The organism is Streptococcus sp. A23, from assembly GCF_043674155.1.
In the GTDB taxonomy this organism is placed as follows: Bacteria; Bacillota; Bacilli; order Lactobacillales; family Streptococcaceae; genus Streptococcus; species Streptococcus suis_V.
Genome location: NZ_JBIMJP010000005.1, coordinates 86360 through 109243, shown reverse-complemented (window position 1 = coordinate 109243; position 22884 = coordinate 86360). Strand labels below are relative to the sequence as shown.

General features: G+C 46.1%; 31 protein-coding genes. 27 read left to right on the top strand and 4 right to left on the bottom strand.

All coding sequences use genetic code 11. The features are described 5' to 3' along the window. Positions 1 to 21 precede the first annotated feature (21 nt). The 12 genes from racE (at position 22) to ACHBIE_RS04400 (ending at position 8175) form a co-directional block, all read left to right on the top strand. Entirely contained in the window at positions 22 to 816 is a 795-nt protein-coding gene (racE, locus tag ACHBIE_RS04455; protein WP_394732799.1) for a glutamate racemase, read from the top strand. Next, positions 813 to 1820 carry a nucleoside-triphosphate diphosphatase gene (locus ACHBIE_RS04450; RefSeq protein WP_257117511.1) on the top strand — a complete coding sequence of 336 codons (1008 nt, stop codon included), beginning with the start codon at positions 813 to 815 and terminating at the stop codon, positions 1818 to 1820. Before racE ends, ACHBIE_RS04450 begins: the two co-directional genes overlap by 4 nt. Beyond that, complete coding sequence (locus ACHBIE_RS04445) at positions 1793 to 2320, top strand: metallophosphoesterase (protein WP_105111925.1); 528 nt, start codon at positions 1793 to 1795, stop codon at positions 2318 to 2320. Before ACHBIE_RS04450 ends, ACHBIE_RS04445 begins: the two co-directional genes overlap by 28 nt. Further along, positions 2317 to 2775, top strand: a complete 459-nt coding sequence (gene cbpB / locus ACHBIE_RS04440; RefSeq protein ID WP_125266090.1) for a cyclic-di-AMP-binding protein CbpB — start codon at positions 2317 to 2319, stop codon at positions 2773 to 2775. Before ACHBIE_RS04445 ends, cbpB begins: the two co-directional genes overlap by 4 nt. Continuing rightward, complete coding sequence (gene xerD / locus ACHBIE_RS04435; protein ID WP_105123518.1) at positions 2772 to 3503, top strand: site-specific tyrosine recombinase XerD; 732 nt, start codon at positions 2772 to 2774, stop codon at positions 3501 to 3503. The genes cbpB and xerD overlap by 4 nt, the downstream gene beginning before the upstream one ends. After that, positions 3503 to 4222 carry a segregation/condensation protein A gene (locus tag ACHBIE_RS04430; RefSeq protein ID WP_105123519.1) on the top strand — a complete coding sequence of 240 codons (720 nt, stop codon included), beginning with the start codon at positions 3503 to 3505 and terminating at the stop codon, positions 4220 to 4222. The genes xerD and ACHBIE_RS04430 overlap by 1 nt, the downstream gene beginning before the upstream one ends. Then, on the top strand, positions 4206 to 4775 hold the full coding sequence (scpB, locus tag ACHBIE_RS04425; RefSeq protein WP_105111929.1) for an SMC-Scp complex subunit ScpB: 570 nt from the start codon (positions 4206 to 4208) through the stop codon (positions 4773 to 4775). The genes ACHBIE_RS04430 and scpB overlap by 17 nt, the downstream gene beginning before the upstream one ends. Next, positions 4765 to 5499, top strand: coding sequence for a pseudouridine synthase (locus ACHBIE_RS04420; protein WP_394732798.1), 735 nt, complete (start codon positions 4765 to 4767; stop codon positions 5497 to 5499). Before scpB ends, ACHBIE_RS04420 begins: the two co-directional genes overlap by 11 nt. Continuing rightward, entirely contained in the window at positions 5496 to 5732 is a 237-nt protein-coding gene (gene yidD / locus ACHBIE_RS04415; RefSeq protein WP_125266086.1) for a membrane protein insertion efficiency factor YidD, read from the top strand. Before ACHBIE_RS04420 ends, yidD begins: the two co-directional genes overlap by 4 nt. Before the next feature lie 210 nt (positions 5733 to 5942). Then, the gene (locus ACHBIE_RS04410; RefSeq protein ID WP_105111932.1) at positions 5943 to 6485 is read left to right on the top strand and encodes a tRNA (cytidine(34)-2'-O)-methyltransferase; all 543 of its coding nucleotides are present in this window, start codon (positions 5943 to 5945) and stop codon (positions 6483 to 6485) included. A gap of 455 nt (positions 6486 to 6940) precedes the next feature. Beyond that, positions 6941 to 7498, top strand: coding sequence for an ECF transporter S component (locus ACHBIE_RS04405; protein ID WP_105123521.1), 558 nt, complete (start codon positions 6941 to 6943; stop codon positions 7496 to 7498). A 23-nt stretch (positions 7499 to 7521) separates the two neighbouring features. Beyond that, on the top strand, positions 7522 to 8175 hold the full coding sequence (locus tag ACHBIE_RS04400) for a phosphatase PAP2 family protein (protein ID WP_105123522.1): 654 nt from the start codon (positions 7522 to 7524) through the stop codon (positions 8173 to 8175). 43 nt (positions 8176 to 8218) lie between these two features. On the opposite strand, the gene ACHBIE_RS04395 is transcribed toward ACHBIE_RS04400, so the two are convergent. From ACHBIE_RS04395 to ACHBIE_RS04380, 4 genes are all read right to left on the bottom strand, one after another. Then, positions 8219 to 10039: an acyltransferase family protein gene (locus tag ACHBIE_RS04395; protein ID WP_394719216.1), complete on the bottom strand. Its 1821-nt coding sequence runs from the start codon at positions 10037 to 10039 to the stop codon at positions 8219 to 8221. Further along, positions 10029 to 10445 (bottom strand): hypothetical protein, encoded by a 417-nt coding sequence (locus tag ACHBIE_RS04390; protein ID WP_105136862.1) that lies wholly within the window; start codon positions 10443 to 10445, stop codon positions 10029 to 10031. Before ACHBIE_RS04390 ends, ACHBIE_RS04395 begins: the two co-directional genes overlap by 11 nt. An 84-nt stretch (positions 10446 to 10529) precedes the next feature. Beyond that, the gene (locus ACHBIE_RS04385; protein ID WP_394732797.1) at positions 10530 to 10949 is read right to left on the bottom strand and encodes a low molecular weight protein-tyrosine-phosphatase; all 420 of its coding nucleotides are present in this window, start codon (positions 10947 to 10949) and stop codon (positions 10530 to 10532) included. Between the two features lie 51 nt (positions 10950 to 11000). After that, positions 11001 to 11234, bottom strand: coding sequence for a CsbD family protein (locus tag ACHBIE_RS04380; protein ID WP_105160609.1), 234 nt, complete (start codon positions 11232 to 11234; stop codon positions 11001 to 11003). Positions 11235 to 11431: 197 nt separating this feature from the next. Between ACHBIE_RS04380 and ACHBIE_RS04375 the strand changes: the two genes are divergently transcribed. From ACHBIE_RS04375 to ACHBIE_RS04305, 15 genes are all read left to right on the top strand, one after another. Then, positions 11432 to 11953, top strand: coding sequence for a DNA starvation/stationary phase protection protein (locus tag ACHBIE_RS04375; RefSeq protein ID WP_394732796.1), 522 nt, complete (start codon positions 11432 to 11434; stop codon positions 11951 to 11953). A 291-nt stretch (positions 11954 to 12244) separates the two neighbouring features. Then, positions 12245 to 13123, top strand: a complete 879-nt coding sequence (locus ACHBIE_RS04370) for an ABC transporter ATP-binding protein (RefSeq protein WP_394732795.1) — start codon at positions 12245 to 12247, stop codon at positions 13121 to 13123. Next, positions 13120 to 13848, top strand: coding sequence for an ABC transporter permease (locus tag ACHBIE_RS04365; RefSeq protein ID WP_394732794.1), 729 nt, complete (start codon positions 13120 to 13122; stop codon positions 13846 to 13848). Before ACHBIE_RS04370 ends, ACHBIE_RS04365 begins: the two co-directional genes overlap by 4 nt. A gap of 11 nt (positions 13849 to 13859) precedes the next feature. Then, entirely contained in the window at positions 13860 to 14954 is a 1095-nt protein-coding gene (locus tag ACHBIE_RS04360) for a sensor histidine kinase (RefSeq protein ID WP_394732793.1), read from the top strand. Then, complete coding sequence (locus ACHBIE_RS04355) at positions 14951 to 15550, top strand: response regulator transcription factor (protein ID WP_105160604.1); 600 nt, start codon at positions 14951 to 14953, stop codon at positions 15548 to 15550. Before ACHBIE_RS04360 ends, ACHBIE_RS04355 begins: the two co-directional genes overlap by 4 nt. A gap of 117 nt (positions 15551 to 15667) precedes the next feature. Continuing rightward, positions 15668 to 15883, top strand: a complete 216-nt coding sequence (locus tag ACHBIE_RS04350; protein WP_105110460.1) for a YqgQ family protein — start codon at positions 15668 to 15670, stop codon at positions 15881 to 15883. Next, a complete protein-coding gene (locus ACHBIE_RS04345) occupies positions 15884 to 16270 on the top strand; it encodes a rhodanese-like domain-containing protein (RefSeq protein ID WP_105123528.1) in 387 nt (128 codons plus the stop codon). 47 nt (positions 16271 to 16317) lie between these two features. Then, a complete protein-coding gene (locus ACHBIE_RS04340; RefSeq protein WP_394732792.1) occupies positions 16318 to 16950 on the top strand; it encodes a hypothetical protein in 633 nt (210 codons plus the stop codon). A 556-nt stretch (positions 16951 to 17506) separates the two neighbouring features. Beyond that, a complete protein-coding gene (locus tag ACHBIE_RS04335) occupies positions 17507 to 17845 on the top strand; it encodes an MFS transporter (protein WP_105110457.1) in 339 nt (112 codons plus the stop codon). 386 nt (positions 17846 to 18231) lie between these two features. After that, on the top strand, positions 18232 to 18771 hold the full coding sequence (rsmD, locus tag ACHBIE_RS04330; protein WP_394732791.1) for a 16S rRNA (guanine(966)-N(2))-methyltransferase RsmD: 540 nt from the start codon (positions 18232 to 18234) through the stop codon (positions 18769 to 18771). Continuing rightward, positions 18761 to 19249 carry a pantetheine-phosphate adenylyltransferase gene (gene coaD, locus ACHBIE_RS04325; RefSeq protein WP_105110454.1) on the top strand — a complete coding sequence of 163 codons (489 nt, stop codon included), beginning with the start codon at positions 18761 to 18763 and terminating at the stop codon, positions 19247 to 19249. Before rsmD ends, coaD begins: the two co-directional genes overlap by 11 nt. Beyond that, a complete protein-coding gene (locus ACHBIE_RS04320; RefSeq protein ID WP_394732790.1) occupies positions 19236 to 20273 on the top strand; it encodes a SepM family pheromone-processing serine protease in 1038 nt (345 codons plus the stop codon). Before coaD ends, ACHBIE_RS04320 begins: the two co-directional genes overlap by 14 nt. Before the next feature lie 143 nt (positions 20274 to 20416). Beyond that, complete coding sequence (locus ACHBIE_RS04315; RefSeq protein WP_105123533.1) at positions 20417 to 21088, top strand: YutD family protein; 672 nt, start codon at positions 20417 to 20419, stop codon at positions 21086 to 21088. Positions 21089 to 21096: 8 nt separating this feature from the next. Further along, positions 21097 to 22209, top strand: coding sequence for a 23S rRNA (adenine(2503)-C(2))-methyltransferase RlmN (gene rlmN, locus ACHBIE_RS04310; protein WP_105110451.1), 1113 nt, complete (start codon positions 21097 to 21099; stop codon positions 22207 to 22209). After that, entirely contained in the window at positions 22206 to 22724 is a 519-nt protein-coding gene (locus ACHBIE_RS04305; RefSeq protein WP_105110450.1) for a VanZ family protein, read from the top strand. Before rlmN ends, ACHBIE_RS04305 begins: the two co-directional genes overlap by 4 nt. Positions 22725 to 22884: the final 160 nt, after the last annotated feature.

Below are 22884 nucleotides of genomic sequence, written 5' to 3'. Positions count from 1 at the left end.
GAGAAAGTCCTAGGAAACTATATGGATAATCGACCAATCGGATTTTTAGATTCAGGTGTGGGTGGTCTGACGGTGGTTCGTGAACTCATGCGTCAACTTCCCCACGAAGAAGTCGTCTATATCGGCGATTCGGCCAGGGCCCCTTACGGCCCAAGGCCAGCTCAACAAATCAGAGAGTATACCTGGCAGCTGGTCAATTTTCTCTTGACCAAGAATGTTAAAATGATTGTTTTCGCGTGCAATACAGCGACGGCTGTTGCCTGGGAAGAGGTTAAGGAAAAGTTGGATATTCCAGTTTTAGGTGTGATTTTACCAGGGGCATCGGCTGCTATCAAGGCGACCCAGTCTGGCAAGGTGGGAGTGTTGGGCACAGCTATGACTATCCAGTCAGATATTTACCGGGAAAAAATTCAGGCCCTGTCGCCGGAAACTCAGGTTGAAAGCTTGGCATGCCCACGCTTTGTCCCTCTGGTGGAGTCCAATAGCCATCAGTCTAGCCTGGCCAAGAAGGTGGTCTACGAAACCCTCAAGCCCCTTATGGGGAGGGTGGATACCCTGGTGCTGGGCTGCACCCACTATCCCCTCCTGCGGGCTATCATTCAAAATGCCATGGGGCAGGATGTAAAACTGATTGACTCTGGGGCAGAAACAGCGCGGGATATCTCCGTTTTGCTCAATTATTTCCAGCTCAATCGCAGTCGGACGGAGGCCAATCTTCAACATCGATTTTATACAACAGCCAGCCCAGAGGCTTTTAAGGATATCGCAGAAAGCTGGTTGGGCATTGATATTCAAGTGGAGCGTGTAGAACTATGACAGAAAAGATTTACGAATACAGGGACGAGCAGAATTGGTTTATTGGCAAGGCGAGCTTTGCCAATCTATTTGGGAGCTTTGGTGAGACTGGAAGAGAGCAGGAAATATATCAATTGGGGCATGCTTTCGATCAACTTATTGCCTCAAAATATGAAGATGACTACAACCAGTGCGTCCAGATTGAGATTATTCGATTGCATTCGGATTTCAAACTCATCCAGTTTGCTCTCGATGTCTTAAATGACCTCAACAACCGCCAATTCAAGGCTATCCAGCACCAGGGAACTGTGCTGGTGACCGAAGGCGAAAAACTGCACCTGGTTTACTTGCCCAAGGAAGGGGTGTCCACAGAGGCTTTCTTTGGTCAGGAGCAAGGCTTGTCCGGTCTTGGAGACAGTATTCTGATTGCCACTAAAAATGAAGGCAAGACCAAGGAATTTCGTAAGTTCTTTGAGAAATTGGGCTATCAGGTCGAGAATCTCAACAACTATCCTGACCTGCCAGATGTGGCTGAGACAGGGACCACTTTTGAGGAGAATGCCCGTCTCAAGGCGGAAACCATTGCAGAGCTGACAGGCAAGATGGTCCTGGCAGATGATTCGGGTCTCAAGGTAGATGTCCTCGGCGGTTTACCAGGAGTTTGGTCAGCTCGTTTTTCAGGTCCAGAGGCGACAGACAGCCGTAACAATGCCAAGTTGCTCCACGAATTAGCCATGGTTTTTGAGACCAAGGACCGCTCGGCCCAGTTCCATTGCACCTTGGTCATGGCAGCACCGGGTCGGGAAAGCCTGGTGGTTGAGGCAGATTGGGCAGGCTATATTGGCACAGAACCCAAGGGAGAAAATGGCTTTGGCTACGATCCGCTCTTTTTGGTCGGTGAGACGGGCAAGACGTCGGCTGAACTTAGTCTAGAAGAGAAGAATAAGATTTCCCACCGGGCGCAAGCCTTAGAAAAATTGTTGGAGGCATTTCCAGTATGGCAGGAGCAAGCAAGACAATCCTAGTCATGAGTGATTCTCATGGAGACCGTAAGATTGTAGAGGAAATTAAGCACCATTACCTTGGCAAGGTTGATGCAATCTTTCACAATGGAGATTCGGAGCTAGACAGCCAAGACCAGCTTTGGGAGGGAATATACGTTGTCAATGGCAACTGTGACTACTTTGGTGGCTATCCAGATAGGCTGATTACCCGGTTGGAGGATGTGACCATTGCCCAGACCCACGGCCATCTCTATGGCATCAATTATGGTTGGCAGCGGTTGGATTATTGGGCCCAAGAAGTGGAGGCGGATATCTGTCTCTACGGGCATCTCCATGTGCCCGATGCAGAGCTGCGGGGCAAGACCCTCTTTCTCAATCCTGGATCAGTCAGTCAGCCACGGGGCTTGGTCAGAGAGTGCCTCTATGCCCTGGTGACCATTACAGATAGTCACTTCCATGTTGAACACTACAATCGTCAGCACCAGATTTATCAGCCACTAACAAAGGACATTCCACGATGATTGCACGCGAATTTGAAGCATTTTTGCTGGCTCAAGAAGAGACTTTTTTGACTCCGGCCAATAAGCTGGCGGTCATTATTGATAGCCATAATATCGACCATGCTAAGCTCCTACTCAGCCACATGTCCTATTCACGGGTACCTGTTGTGACTGAAGAAGGGCAATTTTTCGGCACCATTGGCCTGACGGAAATCAATCGTTACCAGGCTGAAAATGGTTTGAGCGATGATGAGCTTAATAGCGATATTTCCCTGATTGCAAAGACAGATGAGGAGACAGTTGGTCAAGATTACGACCTGACAGAAGTTATGCGAAAATTGGTCGACCAGTCCTTCCTTCCTGTTCTGGGTAAAAATGGGGAGTTCAAGGGGATTATTACTCGGAAATCCATTCTCAAGGCCATCAATGCCCTGCTCCACAACTTTCCCCTGCCGTCTAAAGAGGCAAAAAAATGAAAGATTGGATTGCAGCATTTATCAGGAGCAAGTCCATAAGCAGCAACAGTCAGAAGTCCTACACCTATGACCTACAGCAATTCATGGAGGTGACCCAGGGCCAGGTCAACCAGCAGACGCTCTTGACCTACCAGCAGACGCTCTTGACTCTGAAGCCTGCTGCCCAGAAGCGCAAGTTGTCAGCAGTTAATCAGTTCCTCTATTTTCTCTACGAGGAGGGGCAGCTGGAGCGATTTTATAAGCTCAAGGCCCTGACCAGCCCTGCCACTATCAAGCAGCGACCACAGGTGGAAGATTTGTCCCCCTTATGGACGGAGACAGCCTTTCTTGATGGGCAGACCATTGCTCTTTTGATTGGCTTTTTAGGGCTGACGCCTAGTGAAATAGCAGAGCTGACTGTGGATGACCTCAACCTAGATTTTCAGGTGTTGACTGTCCAGAAGGGTCAGACCAAGAGGGTCCTGGATATACCTAAAGAAATCCTGCCCTACCTAGAAAATCGCTTGACCGGTGTCTATCTTTTTGACAAAAAAGGGCAAACCTATTCCCGCCAGTGGTTCTTTAATCGCTTGACTGAATTTGTTAGCTCCATAGGTCGGTCAGATTGGACCGCCCAGAAATTGAGAGAACAGTATATTCTGGGGCAAATCAAGCAAGGCAAGTCTCTGGACCAGTTGGTCAAACAATTGGGCTTGAAATCAAGCATGAGTTTGGAAAAATACAAGTAATGGATATTAAACTGAAAGATTTTGAAGGACCTCTGGACCTCTTGCTCCACCTGGTGTCCAAGTACCAGATGGACATCTACCAGGTGCCGATTACAGAGGTCATTGAGCAGTATCTAACCTATATTGCCACCTTGCAGGCCATGCGGCTGGAAGTGGCAGGGGAATACATGCTTATGGCCAGTCAGTTGGTGGTCATCAAGAGTCGGAGGCTCCTGCCCAAGGTAGTGGAGCAGACAGACCCAGAAGATGACCCAGAGCTGGAGCTCTTGGACCAATTGGAAGAGTACCGCAAATTCAAACTTCTCAGCGAGAAGCTGGGAGAGCAGCATGATGAGCGGGCCAAGAGTTTCTCCAAGCCCAAGGAAGAGCTGGTCTACGAAGATGTGCAACTGGTCCAGGATAAGACCGTTGTCGATTTGTTCCTGGCTTTTTCCAAAGTCATGGCTGAAAAGCAGGCCAGCCTGCGCCAATCGCATACGACCATTGCCAGAGATGAGTACAAGATTGAGGACATGATGGACCTGGTCCGTAGTCACTTTAAGGCTAGTTCGCGTCTGGAGTTGCGCCAGCTCTTTAAGGATAGTCAGGATATCAATGAGGTTATCACCATTTTTCTGGCCACTTTGGAGTTGGTCAAGGTCCATGAGATTAGCTTTGAACAAACGGAGGCTTTTGGGGATATTTACCTAGTAAGGAGGGAGTATGAGCCGATTAGCTGAAATAGAAGTCCTGCTATTTGTGGCAGGTGAGGAAGGCCTGACCTTGCGTAATCTAGCGGAGATGCTGGACATGCAGCCGACCGCCCTCATCCAGCAGTTGGAGAAATTATCTGAAAAGTACATGGCGGATAAGGATTCTGGTCTGGCACTCTTGGAATCATCCAACCGCTACAAGCTGGTAACCAAGAAGGAATTTGCCGAGCTCTTGCGGATTTATGCCAAGACACCGATAAACCAGACCATGTCCCGGGCCCTCTTGGAAACCCTGTCTATTGTTGCCTACAAGCAGCCCATTACACGGATAGAGGTGGATGACATCCGTGGGGTCAATTCCAGCGGTGCCATTAGTAAGCTCCAGGCTTTTGATTTGATTCGGGAAAATGGCAAGAAGGAGGTGTTGGGCCGGCCAAATCTCTATGTGACCACTGATTATTTTTTGGACTACATGGGGATTAACAGCCTGGACCAATTGCCGGATGTGTCAGATTTGGACCTGAAAGATGAGGAAACAGAGCTTTTCCTAGAAAGAAATGAGTTAGAAGATGAGAATTAACAAATATATTGCCCACGCAGGCATTGCCAGCCGACGCAAGGCTGAGGAATTGATCAAGCAGGGGCTGGTAACTGTCAATGGTCAGGTGGTGCGTGAATTGGGAACTGTCATCAAGTCTGGTGACAGGGTTGAGGTAGAAGGCCAGCCTATTTACAATGAAGAGAAGGTCTATTACCTGCTCAACAAGCCTCGTGGAGTTATTTCCAGCGTATCGGACGACAAGGGTAGAAAGACGGTCGTAGACCTTTTGCCTACGGTCAAGGAACGGATTTATCCTGTGGGTCGTCTGGACTGGGATACATCAGGTGTCTTGATTTTGACCAACGATGGAGATTTCACAGACGAGATGATTCACCCGCGCAATGAGATTGATAAGGTCTATCTGGCGCGTGTCAAGGGGGTTGCCAATAAGGACGTTCTTCGTCCCTTGACCCGTGGAGTGGTCATTGATGGTAAGAAAACCAAGCCAGCTGTCTATGAGATTATCAAGGTGGACCCTGTCAAGAACCGTTCGGTGGTCGAATTGACTATCCATGAGGGGCGCAATCACCAGGTTAAGAAGATGTTTGAAGCGGTTGGTCTACAGGTGGACAAGCTGTCTCGGACTCGTTTTGGTAATCTAGACTTGACAGGTCTGCATCCAGGTGAGTACCGCAAGCTCAATAAGAAGGACATCAGCAAGCTCCATACCATGGCTGTTACCAAGCCAGCTAAGAAGAAATGATCAGGCTCATTATCGGCCTGGTCCGGCTGTACCAACGATTTATCTCTCCCCTCTTTCCACCGTCTTGCCGTTATCGACCTACCTGCTCGGCCTATATGATTGTGGCCTTGCAGAAGCACGGCTCAAAGGGATTCTTGATGGGCCTGGCCCGTATTGGGCGCTGTCATCCCTTTGTGGAAGGTGGTGAGGATCCAGTACCGGACCATTTTAGCCTGAGAAGAAATAAAGTATGAAAAGGTGTAAAAAATAGCGAAAAATGGTGATTTTTGGGAATAAATCCTTGACAGAGGCATCAACTGAGCGGTATAATAGTAACACGATTTCATTGATTTAACTCAAACCTGTTGTGAGTTAAGTGAATGAATCATCATTCACCATGCTGTTTGCTGAGCTTGACTCCGGGCAGTGTGGCATTTTTTTTACTTGAAATGAGATGAAAGATAATGAATATCGAAGAATTGCACTACAAAGAAGAAACAGCTAAAAACCACGTCGTTCTGTTTGAGCCACAAATTCCCCAGAATACGGGCAATATCGCCCGGACCTGTGCTGCGACCAACAGTCCTCTGCACATTATCAAGCCCATGGGTTTTCCTATTGATGATAGCAAGATGAAACGAGCTGGTCTTGATTACTGGGACAAGCTGGACGTACGTTTTTATGAAAATTTAGATGAATTTATGACCTACGCCAGCCAGCATGGCCAGGTACATCTGGTGTCAAAATTCGCTGATAAGACCTATTCCAACCAGTCCTATCAGGAGGGAATCCATTATTTTCTTTTTGGGCGTGAGGACAAGGGCCTGCCAGAAGAATTCATGCGCCAGCATCCAGAAAAGGCTATCCGCATTCCCATGAACGATGAGCATGTCCGTAGCCTCAATGTATCCAATACAGTCTGCATGATTGTCTATGAAGCCCTGCGTCAGCAGGAATTTGCAGGCCTTGACCTGGTCCATACCTATGAAGGGGACAAACTCAAATAATGTGATATCATTACCAAAGTCTTGCAGAGGCAAGGCTTTTTTGGTATCATTAAATAGTCTTCAGGGCAGGGTGAAATTCCCGACCGGCAGTGATTTTGTTAAGATAGTTTCTCTATTTTGAAAATTTTTCTTTGAGGGCGGCAGCAGGAGCGACCGAAGGTCGCAAGTCCGACGCTTGTCGCCATGGTGAAAGTTATCCTATTTTTGAATAGGATGACAGGGGGTTTTCGAGACCTTAGGCTCGAAAATAAGTCATGAAACCGAAGGTTTGCTACGGCCCTACCACCTTAGACAAGTGTCAAAAAAGAAATTATCTAGTAAATAAGTCTGCGAGCGCAAGCTGATGTGGTGCAATTCCACAACCGACAGTACAGTCTGGATGGGAGAAGACGAAGTAGTTGGCCTCGGCCTGCTCTCTTGGCCTTCTTCAATTTTCAAAAATTGGAGGAACCTTTATGACAAACACACGCAAAATGACGATTATCGCCATTCTCTCAGCAGTATCTTTTCTGCTCATGTACTTGAAATTTCCGCTGATTCCAACAGCTAATTTCCTGGAAGTGGACTTTTCAATCGTACCCATTCTCTTTGGTCTCTTGATGCTGGATTTGAAATCAAGCTTTGCGATTCTTTTCATCCGGACCTTGCTCAAGTTGATTTTGAACAACCAAGGTGCATCGACCATTATTGGTCTGCCAATGAATATTGCAGCTATGTCAGTCTTTATTCTAGCAGTGGCCTACATTTGGAAAAAAGATCAGACAGTGAAAAATTATGTGAAAACAGCAGCTGTGGCAACAATTACATCGACCTTGGTCATGCTGGTCATGAACTATGTTTATGCTGTTCCAGTCTATGTGACCTTTGCAGGCTTCGATATCAAACAAATTCTAGGACTTGGCAACTATCTCTTTGCCATGGTCCTTCCCTTCAACCTCTTGCAGGGAATCGTGCTGTCGCTGGCTTTCTATGTATGTTACAAGGCAGCCCAGCCAATTTTAAAGAAAGTTTAACCATTCTATGGTAAACTAAATACATGAAAAACAAACAAACACATTTACGAAACGCATCTTTTTTGGCCCTGGCCTTTGTTATTCTAGGCTATACGGTCAAATTCTATCCAGAGGCAGTCGCAGGCTTTGACACGGCAATTCAGACACTTGTCCGTGGCAATCTACCTAGCACTGCCAGCCAGTTTTGGACCTCGATTACGGTTCTTGGAAATACAGTGATTATTCTGACTATTTCCTTGCTCCTTGCAGCTTTCTTCTATTTTTATAAAAAGTGGAAGATGGAGGCTTCCTTGATTCTTGCTAGTTTTGCGGTTATGGGGGTGGCATCAACAGCCCTGAAATATGTCTACCAACGGCCGCGCCCTAGTATTGAATGGTTAATCGATACGATTGGTTATTCCTATCCTAGCTGGCACACTGCCTCGACCATGATGATTGCAGGAGCGGTGGTTATCATTATTCAGCAACGAATGAAGAAGGGAGCACTAAAGCTCTTGCTTCAAGCTGGTCTGCTCATTTTAGCGGCTCTAGTTGCGATTTCAAGGATTTACATCGGCGTTCATTTTCCAACAGACATTATCGGTGGTTGGCTGTTGGCAGGCTTTCTGCTGTCAGTCCTCTATCCTTTCTATGATCAAAAACGCTTCGAATGGCGTTTTCAGAGTAAACAAAAATAATAAGCGAGGCTCCTACCTCGCTTATTTGCTTTCAACAATGGTCTTATTTATTCTTAATCGGGCCGTTTTCTGCTTCTTTCAGAGCTTCTTGAACCGTTTGGGCAAAGAGTTGTCCACCTTCATTGATGGTGCTTGGTTCGCTACCAAAATGAATATTGTCTGTGCCGGCCCAAATCTGAGGATTTTGCTTGGCAACGGCATTCCAATCAGCCACGGTGATAAAGTCATAATCCTTGGCTAATTGACGAATGTAACGCGCATGTTTTTCAGCTATTGGGTCATCGTACGTAGCAGAGTTACCATCGTAGGGGGTCACTAGAATCAAGCGGTAACCATTCGGCAGGATATCAACCATTTTCTTCAGCTCTTCCTGGTAATTGCTGACCACATTGGCACCGGTTGCTACCACAACATTTTTCAAGAGTGTTCCATTGTCAATATTGGTCTGTAGAATCTCGTTAGCCTGGATGGTATTCCGGCTCTTCTCCGCATCAATCATAGCATCAGGCAGGGCTGCGTGTAGGTGCTCGCTTGCTCGAAGTGTCACAGAATCACCGATAATGGTCACTCCGTCTGTGATATCAAAATGGCTGGCTTTTCCCTTTTCGGCAAAGTTTTTGGTCTGTGTCATGCGGGTATCTGCCTGCTTGAGGCTTTCCACCATAAGCGAATGGTCTAAATCACCGAGTTTTGGAACAAACAAACTAATGCCCAAGGTAAGCAAGCTGAGAACACCGAACGTTATAGCCAACCATTTGGTATAGGGAACTAAATCAATTTCCAGACCAAAGAGTTTTCCCGTCCTGCCTGCAATATAAGGCTCTAGAACATAGTAGGATAGGCTAGCCATCAGCAGTGTCACAAGCAAGGTCAGTCCAACGGCCAGAAGGTGGTTGGAAATCAGTTGATTGAAGATAATGTAAAGGGGCCAGTGGAAAAGGTAGATACCGTAGGAAATATCCGCCAGAAACTGGATAGCTACCGGCTCCTTCACGCTTGCTGTCTTTTCGTGTAAGATTCTAGCCGCAAGAATCATGGCACAGGTTGCCAGACTTGAGAGGAAGAAACCGAAAAGATAGGTGAAAATCGAATCAAACCGTAGGAAGAAGAGGAGGAGGGCTTCTAAGCCCAGACCACCTGAGAAAACCAATAGGGTCTTCCGTAAATCCCATTGTTGCACCATTTTCTGGAAACCGGTTGTAGTATGCTTGATGCCTACAATGGTCGCAAGCAGGCTCCCCAGAAAGAAGGGGAAGGAGTGAGCTAGTGTAGAGAAGTAAATCCTAGAATAGCTTGTGACAAAGAAGCTAGAAATAAACATTCCAAAGAAGCTAAGGACAAATAGGAGGCCTGAACTGAGGAAAATAGTTCCTCTAAGTTGTCCTACAGACCTGGCTTGCCGCGTTATCCACCAGAGAGCTAGCCCCCAGATGATGTAGAATTGGACTTCAATCGCAAGGGTCCAGGTGTGAACAAAGAGATGGGGGGTAAATTGATTTTCGTATCCACCACCGGCCAAAATTTCATAGATGTTGGTCATAAAGCCCAGAGCAGCTGTGATTTGCCGTCCGATATTGGCTGTAAAATCATTACGAATCAGGAGAGCCAGAGGTGTGACGGTCAGAATCAGCAGGACCAAAGGTGGGAAAATACGGTACAAGCGCCGTTTTAGAAATGCCTTGAAATCGAACTCCTTGTCGGCATGAAATTGGTCAATAATCAGGGCAGTCGTCAGATAGCCGGATAGGGTGAAGAAGAGGTCAACTCCGACAAAGCCTCCAGAGAAATATTTGATGTAAAAATGATAGAGCAGGACCATTACCAGTCCTAGCACTCGAATCGTTGAAAACCATTTAATCCTCATGTTGATAAATCCCCTGCTTAAACGTTCCTTCGTAGACTGATTTTGCCTTGGTTGTTAGCTTACCTTTTCCATCAGCCAGGCCATTGACAAATCGACCTGAATAGCTCCAACCATCCTTTGAAGTGAAGGTTCCCTGACCATTGAAACTGCCATTTTTAAACTGTCCTTCATAGGTATCTCCATTTTCAAAGGTCAGCTTGCCCTTACCGTCCATTTTATTGGCCAAGACGGTGCCGCTATACTTGATTTTACCGTCATCTAGGGTCAAGGTTCGTTGGCTGGGAATGCGTCCGATAAAGACGGAAATCAGGCAGATTAGGATAAATAGGAGTGTCAACCGTTCGATATTTTGCCTTGTGAGGAAGGCCTTCCAATCTTCTGGAAGCGAATAATGCATGCTTTTCATGTCTTGTCCCTTACTAGAATAGATTCGCCTACTATTTTACCATTTTTTCTCATATATTACAAAAATGTTACGTAATTCCTCTGCTTATTTTAGCCGTTCCAACCAGTCCTTGCAGCCCTGGCTGATCATTTGATAAGTTTCCTCGAAATCCCCTGTGTACCAAGGGTCGGGAACGGATCTGTCGGCAAATTGGTAGATTTTATCTTGGGCAGAAGGAGGAGCCATCTTTTTTAGGTCACGGACATTGTTGCTGTCCATGCCGATGATATAGTCAAATTCCTTAAAATCCGCTGCTGAAATCTGCTGAGATGTCTTGCTACTACTGTAGGGAATCTGGTATTTTTTGAAAATCTTCTGGGTTCCCGGATAGATAGGATTGCCGTGTTCCCAGCCTGATGTGGCACGGCTTTCGATGTGGTAGTCGTCGGTCAAGTCTTTCATGACAAATTCAGCCATTGGACTGCGACAGATATTTCCAAGACAGACAAATGCAATTTTTTTCATGATTTTCCTTTCACTTCACAAGAAAAGGCAACCGAAGTTACCTTAGCATGTTTATTTTTCGTCCTTGTCAAAGGCGTTTTTGATACCGTTGACAGCACCTTCGAGGCCGTCTTTAGCATCTTCTACAAAGCCCTTGGCATCTTCGACCAACTCTTTAGCTTTGCCGAGCCCTTTTTCAACAAGACCTTCCACTTCAAGCTCTTTATCACCTGTCAATTTGCCCAAGCCCTCTTTGACAGAACCAGTCAATTGATCTAATTTAGCACCGAATTTTTCTTCTGACATATGAACCTCCAATAGATGTTATAGGGAGTGATGGGAGAAATTCCCACGTGTTGACTATCTATAGAATACCTTAAATATCCTCATTTTGCAAGCGCTTTGCTTGTCTAAAAATGGACTTCTCACTAGAGGGTAATTAGTTGCACATTTATTGAAATAATATTATAATAAATATAAATAAAAGAAAGAAGGTTCCTTTTATGAAAAAAGAAATATTGAAGCCATCAGCTGAAGTTGCTAGTCTGTCTCTGGGGAAATCTCTGAACTATCAGGATACCAAGGCTGTTCTCAATCAGGCTGTCGCAGACCTGTCAGTGGCTCATTCTATCTTGCATCAGGTTCATTGGTACATGCGTGGTGCTGGATTTATGATTTGGCATCCAAAAATGGATGAATACATGGATGAGTTGGATGGTTACCTAGATGAAATGAGTGAACGTTTGATTACCTTGGGTGGCGCTCCATTTTCAACGCTTGTAGAATTTTCGGAAAACAGTCAACTCAAGGAGGTTCCGGGAAGATACAGCTTGACCTTGGAACAGCAGTTAGCGCGTATCGTAGAAGTGTTTCGTACATTGGCTACCCTCTTCCAGGAAGGTTTTGACATTAGCGATGAAGAGGGCGACAGCGTGACCAATGATATTTTCAACGTTGCCAAGGCCAGCCTTGATAAGCATATTTGGATGCTGCAGGCAGAATTGGGACAAGCTCCGAAATTGTAAATAGATGAAGGGTCCAGTAGGACTCTTTTTTTGCTGCATAGACGATAGTTGAATGAATTAGATTTTAGACTGGATTGTGGATGAAACTTGCAATCAAGTCACTTATGAAGAGTGCAGCAAGTCGAAAGTGTCGATGTATCAAAGCAAAATTAGATGAAAATATTCAAAGATAAACTAAATGACAATAATATGACATTTGTCACATGAGTCCATGACAAAGGCTTCTAGTGCGGGCTTCATTTTCGAGATATACTATGTATGTAAGATGATCAAGAAGTAGGAGGTAGAAAAATGATAGAAGTACAAGCACTAGAAAAAGTCATCAAAGGACGGACAATTTTGTCCAATATTTCCTTTGAAATCAAGTCTGGGGAATGTGTGGCTTTAATTGGTCCAAACGGGGCTGGAAAAACGACGCTTATGTCTTGTTTGTTGGGAGATAGGAAGGCGACGAAAGGGCAGGTTTTGTTGGACGGTCTGGCTCCACAGGCTCAGTCTAATAAGGAAAAGGTAGCAGTCTTACCACAAGAAAATGCCATTCCGACAGACCTGAAGGTCAAGGAATTGCTCCGCTTTTTCCAAGCCATCTACAAGGATAGTCTGACAGATGTGGAAATCGACAGCCTGCTCTGCTTTTCCCCAGAGCAAAAAAATCAACTGGCCGGCAAGCTATCGGGTGGTCAGAAGCGGCTCTTGGCTTTCGTCGTCTGCCTGATTGGCAAGCCCAAGTTGCTCTTCTTGGACGAGCCGACGGCGGGCATGGATACTTCGACCCGCCAGCGTTTTTGGGAGATTGTCCATGAGCTCAAGGATCAGGGTGTGACTATTTTTTATACCAGCCACTATATCGAGGAAGTGGAGCATACGGCGGAGCGGATTTTGGTCTTGCACCAGGGGCGGTTACTAAGAGATACCACGCCATTTGCCATGCGGAGTGAGGAGCAAGAAAAAGAAGTGACTTTGCCGATTGCCTTTTCGGCGGTGGTGGAGAGCTTAGCTGCAATCAATGAAATCAGCAATAAACAAGACACGGTCAGCTTCAAGACCCGAGACGTTGAGCGGGTTTGGGCTAGCTTGCAGGAGGCAGGTTGTCGGATTTCAGACCTAGAGGTTCAGAACAAAACCCTGCTCAACAGCTTATTTGACAAGACGAGGGAGGAAGTATCATGAAAGCATTAGTTCAAGTAGAGGCGGTAAAATTATCCAGAAGTTTGGGAGTTTTTCTCCTATCTATCGGCATGCCCGTCATCTTTTTCCTGATCTTTTCATCAACTGTCCAGTTTGATGATGCAGCCATGCAAAAGGCCTTTATCCAGTCCTACATGCTGACCATGACAGGCTTTTCCATGTCGGGCTTTGCCCTTTTCACCTTTCCCATGATGCTGGCAGAGGACAGAAAGAATAGCTGGTTGACCTTTATCCAACATTCGCCCCTGCCAATCTGGCAATACTATCTTTCCAAACTCGTGCGGGTCTTGCTCTGCTTTGTGTCTTCTATTGCCATTGTTTTTGCAGTGGGTGGCTTGGTCAAGGGGGTAGAGATGACAGCTCAGGAATGGGTAATTTCGGCTCTCTTACTTTTAGTAACCTCTATCGTATTTCTAGCTATTGGCTTGCTCTTGGTGCAAATCCAGTCTGAACAGGCCATGTCGGTTGTGGCAAACTTGCTCTATTTTGTTCTGGCTATCATGGGCGGCTCTTGGATGCCTGTTTCCCTCTTTCCAGACTGGGTACAGCGAATCTGCAAAGTCCTGCCCAGCTACCATGCCAACCAGCTGGTGACCACTTACGCTCAAGAGGGAGATTTTCTCTGGAAATCCTTGCTAATTGTCCTAGGCTATGCGATAATTTTCTTAGGAATTGCTCTGATTATGAATAGAAAATCGGAGCAGTAGTGAGGTGACAGATGATATTTGAAAAAAGAAAGGTACCTCTCATGTTCTTCGTGGGCATGGTCTTTCTCTATTTTCCCTTTTACTATGCCCAGTATAGTCCCAATCCGACGGCAGTTGTCCTAGCTACTATTCTCTTTGCCTTGGTCTATTGTTCTCTGTTTTATACTGACCATAAGCTCTATTCCATGCTGGCTTGGTTTTACCTGATTGGCTATATCGCCGTCATGAGTTTTTGGGGCAATCTGCAATTTTCCCTCTTCATCTTTAACCTGTCCAATATGTTGGGCTGGTATTATAAAGAGAATCGACCGACCTATCGGACGGTGTCCTACGGGCTTTTGTTGCTGGCTATTATCCTATGGGCTCTCTTTGGCCCTGTTCCTTTTGAGATGAGAGCTTTTGCACTTGTTATTCACTTTTTCGGCTTGGCCTTGCTGATTTTCAGTTGGATTGAAACCAAGCGGGAAGCCCTTCAGCAACGCTTACAGGAGCAGAATGCGTCCATCAATCTCCTGCTGGCTGAGAATGAACGCAACCGTATCGGTCAGGACTTGCACGATACGCTGGGGCATGTCTTTGCCATGCTGTCTGTCAAGGCTGAGCTGGTCCAGACACTTTTAGACCATGATCAGATTGACCAGGCCAAGACGGAAGTGGCAGACCTTCAGACCTTGGCCAAGGACTCCATGCAGGAGGTCCGCCAGATTGTCCAGTCCCTCAAGCAACACACTGTGGCAGAGGAACTCCAGATTTTACAGCAGATGTTGGATTTGGCAGGAGTGGATTTGGTCGTCTTGGGCGGGGAAATAGCAGAGCAGCTCAGCTTGCCCGTCCAGAACAAGCTGGCTATGGTGCTGAGAGAGTTGGCCAACAACCTGCTCAAGCACAGCCAGGCTAGCAAATGCCGTTTGGTTTTTGAAAAAGACCAGCAAGAATTGGTTTTGCACTACGAAGACAATGGAGTGGGCTTTGCCCAGTTGACTGGTCAGGAATTGCATACCATAAAAGACAGGTTGGTAACGGTCAAAGGCAGTTTGGAATTTATCTCTCTAGCCAAGCCCACCTGTCTGTCCATACGAATTCCGTTTGAGGAGGTGGTAGAATGAGAATCTTAGTCGCAGAAGACCAAGCCATGCTGCGGGACGCCCTCTGTCAACTCTTGGGCTTTCAAAATGCGGTTGAGGCTGTTTTACAGGCTGAAAACGGCAGTCAGGCCATTGCTCTTTTGAAAAAAGAGCCCGTAGATGTGGTGCTATTAGATATAGAAATGCCTGAAAAGACGGGCCTAGATGTCTTGGAATGGGTGCGGGGGCAAGTCTTGCCTGTCAAGGTTGTCATCATGACCACCTTCAAGCGACCGGGCTATTTTGAGCGGGCGGTCAAGGCAGATGTGGATGCCTATGTGCTCAAGGAACGCTCCATCGCAGACCTCATGCGGACCATTGAAACTGTCTTGGCGGGGCGGAAGGAATATTCACCAGAGTTGATGGATATTCTCCTAACCCAACGCAGTCCCTTGACCAACTTGGAAAGTCAACTACTCAAGCTGGTGGCAGAAGGTCTGTCCAATAAGGAAATTGCCAGCCAGCTCCACCTTTCTGATGGGACAGTCCGCAACTACATGACCTCTATCCTGTCCAAGCTGGGTGCTGAAAACCGCACAGCTGCTGTAAAGATTGCACAGGAAAAGGGCTATATATAGCTAGAACCTCTATTCACAGGAAAAGGCTTGCACTCGGCAGGTCTTTTTCTAGTCGAATTTTGCTTTAACCTTCATTTCTCTATTGAAAATATCCCTATATTTTGCTAGAATTTTCTTATGGAACGACTTTACGATGTGCAGCAGTTGCTCAAACGTTTTGGTATCATTGTGTATATGGGAAATCGTTTGTATGATATTGAAATGATGCAGATTGAGCTCAATCGGGTCTACCAGGCTGGAGTTCTGGATAGGCTGGAATACATGGAGGCTGAGTTGGTTTTACGTCGGGAACATCGTTTGGAATTAGAGTACCAGAGATTGAAGGAGAAGTAGATGGAAACCTTGTGGACACTTTTATTATTTGTAGCCCTATTGGGTGCCTGGATGGGCTTTAATTATTGGAGATTGCGCCGTGCAGCCCAGGTCATTGACAATGCGGAATTTGCGCAGAAAATCCATGGTGGTCAGCTGATTGACCTGCGCGAGCCGGGCGAGTATAACCGCAAGCACATTTTGGGTGCGCGGAATATTCCCTACCAGCAGCTCAAGCAAAGTACTAATGCCCTTCGCAAGGACAAGCCTGTTTTGATCTATGAAAATGACCGTGGTCAATTGGTTACCCCAGCAGCTCTTTATTTGAAAAAGCAAGGGTTTAATGACATCTATATCTTGAGCTATGGTTTGAATGGCTGGGATGGCAAGGTGAAGACCGCAAAATAAGTAGATTTTTCATTACGAGTGTAGAATGTTAGTATGAGGAAACGAAAATGAATCGAAAAGATGAAAAATTATCCTTGGATGAAATTGGCATAATTGCAGGTATCGTGTTGATTTTATCCATTAGTTTATTGGCAATTTGGTTCAATGGCTCAACTGCAACAAAAGAGACTAGGGCTGAGCAGTCTGAAACGGTTGATACCAGTCTCTCTTCGGCTGAAAAAGCTGTGAAAAAATTGGAAAAATCTTCCAGTGAGGCTGACTTGAAAGCTGCCCAGGCTGCTGTGGATAAGTTACAGGCTACGACTGCAAAAGAGAGCCTGCAGAAGCGAATCGATACGGTTAAGCAAGCGATTGCTAAGCAGAAAGAAGCAGAAACACAGGCAAAATTAAAGGCTGAAAAGATTCGGGCAGAAGAAACCCGCAAATATGTTGAGAAGCACCAGAAAGACCAGGCGGCAGACAATCAAACCGAACCAAGCCAGGCTGAACTGGCTCCTGCACCAGAAGTAGTGATAGAACAACCAGTTGTAGAGGAATATTATGAAGTACCAGCGGTTGTAGAGGTTCCTGTGGAGCCTTCTGTAGCACCGCCGGCTGAATTAGCTCCAGAGGAAGTTGCACCTACAGCTCCTACAGCAGAGGTTTCAGCATCAGACACACTGGCCACAGAAGGTCAGTAATTGAACTTATTTTGAAAGAGGAGGTTGGGCATAAAGTCCAACCTCTAGTTCTTTGATTAACAAAATTACATTAGCGCAGGGGTTGATTGTTCAAAAGGTTCGGGGAATTGTGAAAGGTGGGAAACAGGGATTGTGAAACAATCCTCGATAGTTCGAGTTTTACGCTCCAAACTAGACCTAACGAATGGTGCGAACTCTGTTCGCTCTATTTTCAATCTTTAACTGTCTTCTACAGCTTTTTGGATGCGTCTGGGCAGAAAGTCCAGCCTCGCTTCTCAGAGTTCGTGTCAACATCTCAGCGCAGTGGTTGATTGGCAGATTTATTCGTGTTTCACACTCCAAATCTGACCTAATCAACTGTGCGGGGGTGGGAAGACGAACTCTTTTTAGACTGGTCGAATTCTTTCCCACTCCCATTATCTCCAACCTCCAAAGGTTCCCAAAACCTTTGGAGGCATGAGAAAGTAAATTCTAGATAAATTCTGAAGAGGGGAAACCCTCTTTTTTAGTTGTTTCTTCTGCTAAAATTTGCTATACTGAGAAAAAGGAGTAGGCTATGGAAGAGTTGAATATGTGGTATCTTGTCTGGCTTGGATTGGTCTTGGTGATTGCAAGTTCTGTCTTCTATGATGATAAGCGGTATAAGCCTTTCGGCTTTCGCTATTGGCTAAGTGTTGTTGGAGCCTTCTGTCTGGTTTTGGTTGCCCTAATTTCCTGCTTAATCTTTGTAACTAGCATTTCCTTGATGCTCTATCATCGATTTGGTAATGGCACCGTTTTGCTTGGAATTCTATTTTTTCTGATGACGTTTGCTTTAGTGAGCTATGCCTATTTTGCCTGTAAAAGGGTTGTTGCTCGTACACGGTTTTATCGGTCAATGACGAGGAGGGACTAGTACGAATATAATTGGTGAATTAATCGTTGAATTTTTGACGGAATTGCCAGATTTTGATCCCAAAAAGCACAAGCCTTTCGGAGGTCGCTATTGGTTGGGCTGGCTAGGGATTTTGGTGAATCTGATTATGGGAGCTTTCTTGGCCTTCTTAGTAGGTTATACACTTTTTTCCATAGGCAAAGGCAATCTAGCGTTCATTCTCATTTTCAATCTCTTTCTTATTCCAACTACCTTATTTTGGTTTTGGCGGACCAGTCGCCTGTTCAAAAAAATGTGGCAGACCACCCTTTATTATCTTGATAACAAATCTTAGCATCAGCCTTGCTGATGTTTTTTCAACTGTGTTTTAAGGAAAAGATTGGTTGTTTTGTGCTATAATAGACCCTATGAGAATTGTATCAGGAAACTACGGCGGACGGCTCCTCAGGACCTTAGATGGCAAGACGACACGACCGACTTCGGACAAGGTTCGTGGAGCCATGTTCAATATGATTGGTCCCTATTTTGAAGGTGGGCGAGTGCTGGATTTGTATGCTGGTAGCGGTGGCTTGTCCATTGAGGCAGTATCTCGGGGCATGGATGAGGCGGTCTTGGTCGAACGTGATCGCAAGGCTCAGGCCATTATCCGAGAAAATATAGTCATGACCAAGGAGGAAGGTAAGTTCCGGCTCTTGCCCATGGAGGCCCGTCAGGCCTTGACTCAACTGGAAGGAGTCTTTGACCTAGTCTTTCTGGATCCGCCCTATGCGGAGCAGGAGATTGAGGCAATGGTCATTGAACTCTGCCAGCGAAAACTTCTGTCTGAGGATGTCATGGTGGTCTGCGAGACGGATAAATCTGTCACACTTCCTGAAGAAATCGCAGAGCTGGGCATCTGGAAGGAAAAAGTCTACGGAATAAGTAAGGTAACAGTCTATGTCAGATAAAATTGGAATGTTTACAGGCTCCTTTGATCCCATTACCAAGGGACATTTGGACATTATCGAACGGGCCAGTAGCCTTTTTGACAGGCTTTATGTGGGGATTTTTTACAATCCCAATAAAAATGGTCTCTTTACTGGTCAAGAGCGGCTGGACTTATTGGAGAAGGTCTTTGCCAAAGATGAGAAGATCCAGGTCTTTCTAGCGGGTCAAGAGCTGGTGGTCGATGCAGCCCATGAACGGGGAGTGACCCATATCGTCCGCGGTTTGCGCAATGGAATTGACCTGGAATATGAGGCCAATTTTGATTATTTCAATCGCCAGTTGGCCCCAGACTTGGAGACGGTATATTTGATTTCCAAGCCGGAATACCGCAATATTTCGTCCAGCCAAATCCGTGAACTGATAGCCTACAAGCAGGATATTAGTCCTTATGTGCCCGAGCTTGTTAGTAAGGAAATAGAAAAGCATGAAAAAAAATAAAGGTCTCATTTTAATTTTATCTATCATTTTAGGAGTACTCTTGCTCTGGTTTACGGTCTTTGTTCCCCTGCCCTATTATATCGAGAGTCCTGGCGGAGCCATGGATGTGAAACAGGTCCTGACGGTTAATGAGGAGGAGGACAAGAAGGACGGTTCTTATGAGTTTACCTATGTCTCTGTCCAGCAGGCAACGGCTCTGCAGCTGCTCTTTGCCCAGTTTGATCCCTATGCGGATATTACTTCGGCTGAGGAGATGACGGGAGGAGCAGACAGCGAGGAATATTTCCGGATTGCGCAATTTTACATGGAAACTTCGCAGAATATGGCCAAATACCAGGGATTAACCCTGGCCAAAAAAGATGTTGAAATGGATTTCTTTGGGGTCTATGTGCTTGATTTGGCGGAGGATTCGACCTTTAAGGACGTTCTCAAGATTGCGGATACGGTTGTCAGTATCAATGGCAAGACCTTTGAGTCGTCGCCTGATTTGATTAAGTATGTCAGCGGTTTGGAACTGGGCAGTCCTGTGACGGTGGGCTATGTGACAAACGGTCAGGAAAAATCAGCTGACGGTAAGATTATCAAGCTGGTCAATGGAAAAAATGGTATCGGAATTACCCTGGTGGACCACACAGAGGTCAAGTCCTCAGTACCTATTGACTTCCAGACGGGCAATATCGGCGGTCCTAGTGCAGGTCTCATGTTCACTTTGGCTATCTATACCCAGCTGGCTGAGCCAGATTTAAGGGATGGCCGGACCATTGCAGGAACGGGAACCATTGAGCAGGACGGCAAGGTCGGCGACATTGGCGGGGCGGACAAGAAGGTCCTTTCTGCTGCCAAGGCCGGTGCCAGCATCTTTTTTGTTCCTAATAATCCTGTGGATAAGGAAATCCTAAAAGAAGATCCAGATGCCAAGACCAACTATGAGGAGGCCAAGGAGGTTGTAGAGAAAGCGGGAGTAGACATCGAGGTCGTACCTGTCAAAACAGTCCAAGATGCCATTGATTATTTGAAAAAATAGAGTTTGTGGAGTAACCTAGTTGCTCCTTTTTTCTTAAAATTGTCAGAAATTTCTTTGAAAACTGATAGGAGGAGCATTCCTGTTAAAATCATGGTATAATGGTAAGGTTAGAATGTATGAGAAACCAATAGAATGGAGGCCCAATGAAAAAAGAAATTACACCAGAAATGTATAACTACAACAAGTATCCTGGTCCTAGTTTTGCTCGGGTTGGGGACAAGGTTGTCTCTGAAAATATCGAGTTGGACTTGCTAGAAAATCACAAGGATGCCTTTGACCAGACCATTTTCGGTCAACGCTTTTCCCAGCTTATGCTCAAGTTTGACTATATTGTGGGCGACTGGGGCAATGAACAATTGCGTCTCAAGGGATTCTACAAGGATGATAAGACGGTCAAGTCTGACTTGAAAATCGGTCGCTTGGATGACTATCTGACCGAGTTTTGTAATTTTGGTTGTGCTTATTTTGTCTTGGAAAATCCAAATCCACAGGAGCTGCCTGAAGAGGTGGAGGACAGACCACGTCGTAAGCGGAGCCGGTCTCGTAACCGCAATCGCAACCAGCAGCGGACGGAGCCTATTTCCCATAAGGAACAGCAAAAGGCTCAACCGGAGAAGAAGGGGCGGGACAATCGTGCCAAGTCCAACAGGAATGACCGCAAGAAGGGGGCACGCCAGGATAAGGTGGCTGACCAGTCTCGGCACTTTACGGTCCACCATGATAAGAAAGCTGGCAAGCAGGCGCCCAAGCAGGAGCGTAGACAAGCATCGGATGCCAAAGAGACCAAGCGTAGTTTTGTCATCCGTCAGAAGTAGGGAGAAACATGAAACCATCAATTTATTCATTTAGCCAGGCCAATTTGGTGGACTGGATTTTAGAAAATGGCGAGAAGAAATTCCGCGCAACTCAGATTTGGGAGTGGCTCTACCGTTCGCGGGTCCAGTCCTTTGAAGAGATGACCAATTTGCCCAAATCTTTGATTGAAAAACTGGAGGAGAACTTTGTTGTCAATCCTTTGAAACAGCGGATTGTGCAGGAGTCAAAAGACGGTACGATTAAATACCTGTTCGAGTTGCCAGACGGCATGCTGATTGAGACGGTGCTCATGCGTCAGCACTACGGTTTGTCTGTCTGTGTGACGACCCAGGTCGGCTGTAATATCGGATGTACCTTCTGTGCCTCTGGTCTCATACCCAAGCAACGGGACTTGACCAGTGGTGAAATTGTGGCTCAAATCATGCTGGTGCAGAAATATTTGGACGAACGTGGACAGAGTGAACGTGTCAGCCACATCGTTGTCATGGGGATTGGTGAACCGCTGGATAATTACGATAACGTCATGACCTTCTTGCGGGTTGTCAATGATGACAAGGGGCTGGCTATCGGTGCCCGTCACATTACTGTGTCGACGTCTGGCTTGGCACCAAAAATCAAGGATTTTGCCCGCGAAGGCGTTCAGGTCAATCTGGCCGTGTCCCTTCACGCGCCAAATAATGACCTACGTTCCAGCATCATGCGCATCAACCGTAAGTACCCTATTGAGGTTTTGTTTGAGGCGATTGAGGATTATATCCAAACGACCAACCGTCGCGTGACCTTCGAGTACATCATGCTCAATGAAGTGAATGACGGTTTGGAACAGGCTCAGGAATTGGCAGACTTGACCAAGAATATCCGCAAATTGTCCTATATCAACCTGATTCCTTACAATCCGGTATCTGAGCATGACCAGTACAGCCGGTCGACCCGTGAGCGGACCCTTGCCTTCTTTGACCTGCTTAAGAAAAATGGGGTCAACTGTGTCGTTCGTCAAGAGCATGGTACGGATATTGATGCCGCTTGTGGTCAGCTGCGTTCCAATACGCTCAAGAAAGACCGTGAAAAGGCGCGTGCCCGCATCGCTGAAGCCAAGGCCAAGGCAGGTATTCAGGCATGAGAAGGTTATTCCTCAGTGACGGCAATTTGACTGGTCTTGGAAGAAAGATATACAAAATCTTAGCTGGAGCCTATGCTCTGGCTATTGTTTTCATGTGTTTCCTCCCGCAGTCCTGGTACCCCCAGTACAAGGATTTTTCCACTCCGGGCATCATCCAGGTCGGGCGCCTCTATTTTCTGCCGGTTCCCTTTAATAGCATCGTCAACGGTGACAAGGTCGACAGTCTGGCGGATTTGGGCTGGATTTTCCTGCAAAATGCCACCAATATTTTCCTGCTCTTTCCTCTCGTTTTGGCTCTTGTTTTTCTTTTTGAAAAATGGCGGAGCCTTCGAGCAGCTGCCCTCTATAGTTTTTGTATCAGCCTCTTCATTGAGTGCACCCAACTCTTGTTGGATCTTCTGATTGATGCCGGCCGTGTCTTTGAAATTGATGACCTCTGGACCAATACGCTGGGTGGGGTGTTGGCTTACCTGTTCTATCGGTTCTGGTACCGTATCTATAAGCAGAAGAAATGAAATGAATGATTATTCGGATTATTCAGAAAATTCCGCAAAAACCATTGACGGCTTTCATATAATCTTGTAAAATATGTATAATTAATCAAATGACTTACGGGATTTGGTTAGTGGATGAAATAATGATGGGATTCCTTGAATATTCGTGCATGTTTATTCG

Bases quoted from the DNA above. Each gene is read 5' to 3' on its own strand.
- racE (WP_394732799.1), top strand. From the start codon at position 22: ATGGATAATCGACCAATCGGATTTTTAGATTCAGGTGTGGGTGGTCTG.
- ACHBIE_RS04450 (WP_257117511.1), top strand. From the start codon at position 813: ATGACAGAAAAGATTTACGAATACAGGGACGAGCAGAATTGGTTTATT.
- ACHBIE_RS04445 (WP_105111925.1), top strand. From the start codon at position 1,793: ATGGCAGGAGCAAGCAAGACAATCCTAGTCATGAGTGATTCTCATGGA.
- cbpB (WP_125266090.1), top strand. From the start codon at position 2,317: ATGATTGCACGCGAATTTGAAGCATTTTTGCTGGCTCAAGAAGAGACT.
- xerD (WP_105123518.1), top strand. From the start codon at position 2,772: ATGAAAGATTGGATTGCAGCATTTATCAGGAGCAAGTCCATAAGCAGC.
- ACHBIE_RS04430 (WP_105123519.1), top strand. From the start codon at position 3,503: ATGGATATTAAACTGAAAGATTTTGAAGGACCTCTGGACCTCTTGCTC.
- scpB (WP_105111929.1), top strand. From the start codon at position 4,206: ATGAGCCGATTAGCTGAAATAGAAGTCCTGCTATTTGTGGCAGGTGAG.
- ACHBIE_RS04420 (WP_394732798.1), top strand. From the start codon at position 4,765: ATGAGAATTAACAAATATATTGCCCACGCAGGCATTGCCAGCCGACGC.
- yidD (WP_125266086.1), top strand. From the start codon at position 5,496: ATGATCAGGCTCATTATCGGCCTGGTCCGGCTGTACCAACGATTTATC.
- ACHBIE_RS04410 (WP_105111932.1), top strand. From the start codon at position 5,943: ATGAATATCGAAGAATTGCACTACAAAGAAGAAACAGCTAAAAACCAC.
- ACHBIE_RS04405 (WP_105123521.1), top strand. From the start codon at position 6,941: ATGACAAACACACGCAAAATGACGATTATCGCCATTCTCTCAGCAGTA.
- ACHBIE_RS04400 (WP_105123522.1), top strand. From the start codon at position 7,522: ATGAAAAACAAACAAACACATTTACGAAACGCATCTTTTTTGGCCCTG.
- ACHBIE_RS04395 (WP_394719216.1), bottom strand. From the start codon at position 10,039: ATGAGGATTAAATGGTTTTCAACGATTCGAGTGCTAGGACTGGTAATG.
- ACHBIE_RS04390 (WP_105136862.1), bottom strand. From the start codon at position 10,445: ATGAAAAGCATGCATTATTCGCTTCCAGAAGATTGGAAGGCCTTCCTC.
- ACHBIE_RS04385 (WP_394732797.1), bottom strand. From the start codon at position 10,949: ATGAAAAAAATTGCATTTGTCTGTCTTGGAAATATCTGTCGCAGTCCA.
- ACHBIE_RS04380 (WP_105160609.1), bottom strand. From the start codon at position 11,234: ATGTCAGAAGAAAAATTCGGTGCTAAATTAGATCAATTGACTGGTTCT.
- ACHBIE_RS04375 (WP_394732796.1), top strand. From the start codon at position 11,432: ATGAAAAAAGAAATATTGAAGCCATCAGCTGAAGTTGCTAGTCTGTCT.
- ACHBIE_RS04370 (WP_394732795.1), top strand. From the start codon at position 12,245: ATGATAGAAGTACAAGCACTAGAAAAAGTCATCAAAGGACGGACAATT.
- ACHBIE_RS04365 (WP_394732794.1), top strand. From the start codon at position 13,120: ATGAAAGCATTAGTTCAAGTAGAGGCGGTAAAATTATCCAGAAGTTTG.
- ACHBIE_RS04360 (WP_394732793.1), top strand. From the start codon at position 13,860: ATGATATTTGAAAAAAGAAAGGTACCTCTCATGTTCTTCGTGGGCATG.
- ACHBIE_RS04355 (WP_105160604.1), top strand. From the start codon at position 14,951: ATGAGAATCTTAGTCGCAGAAGACCAAGCCATGCTGCGGGACGCCCTC.
- ACHBIE_RS04350 (WP_105110460.1), top strand. From the start codon at position 15,668: ATGGAACGACTTTACGATGTGCAGCAGTTGCTCAAACGTTTTGGTATC.
- ACHBIE_RS04345 (WP_105123528.1), top strand. From the start codon at position 15,884: ATGGAAACCTTGTGGACACTTTTATTATTTGTAGCCCTATTGGGTGCC.
- ACHBIE_RS04340 (WP_394732792.1), top strand. From the start codon at position 16,318: ATGAATCGAAAAGATGAAAAATTATCCTTGGATGAAATTGGCATAATT.
- ACHBIE_RS04335 (WP_105110457.1), top strand. From the start codon at position 17,507: ATGGAAGAGTTGAATATGTGGTATCTTGTCTGGCTTGGATTGGTCTTG.
- rsmD (WP_394732791.1), top strand. From the start codon at position 18,232: ATGAGAATTGTATCAGGAAACTACGGCGGACGGCTCCTCAGGACCTTA.
- coaD (WP_105110454.1), top strand. From the start codon at position 18,761: ATGTCAGATAAAATTGGAATGTTTACAGGCTCCTTTGATCCCATTACC.
- ACHBIE_RS04320 (WP_394732790.1), top strand. From the start codon at position 19,236: ATGAAAAAAAATAAAGGTCTCATTTTAATTTTATCTATCATTTTAGGA.
- ACHBIE_RS04315 (WP_105123533.1), top strand. From the start codon at position 20,417: ATGAAAAAAGAAATTACACCAGAAATGTATAACTACAACAAGTATCCT.
- rlmN (WP_105110451.1), top strand. From the start codon at position 21,097: ATGAAACCATCAATTTATTCATTTAGCCAGGCCAATTTGGTGGACTGG.
- ACHBIE_RS04305 (WP_105110450.1), top strand. From the start codon at position 22,206: ATGAGAAGGTTATTCCTCAGTGACGGCAATTTGACTGGTCTTGGAAGA.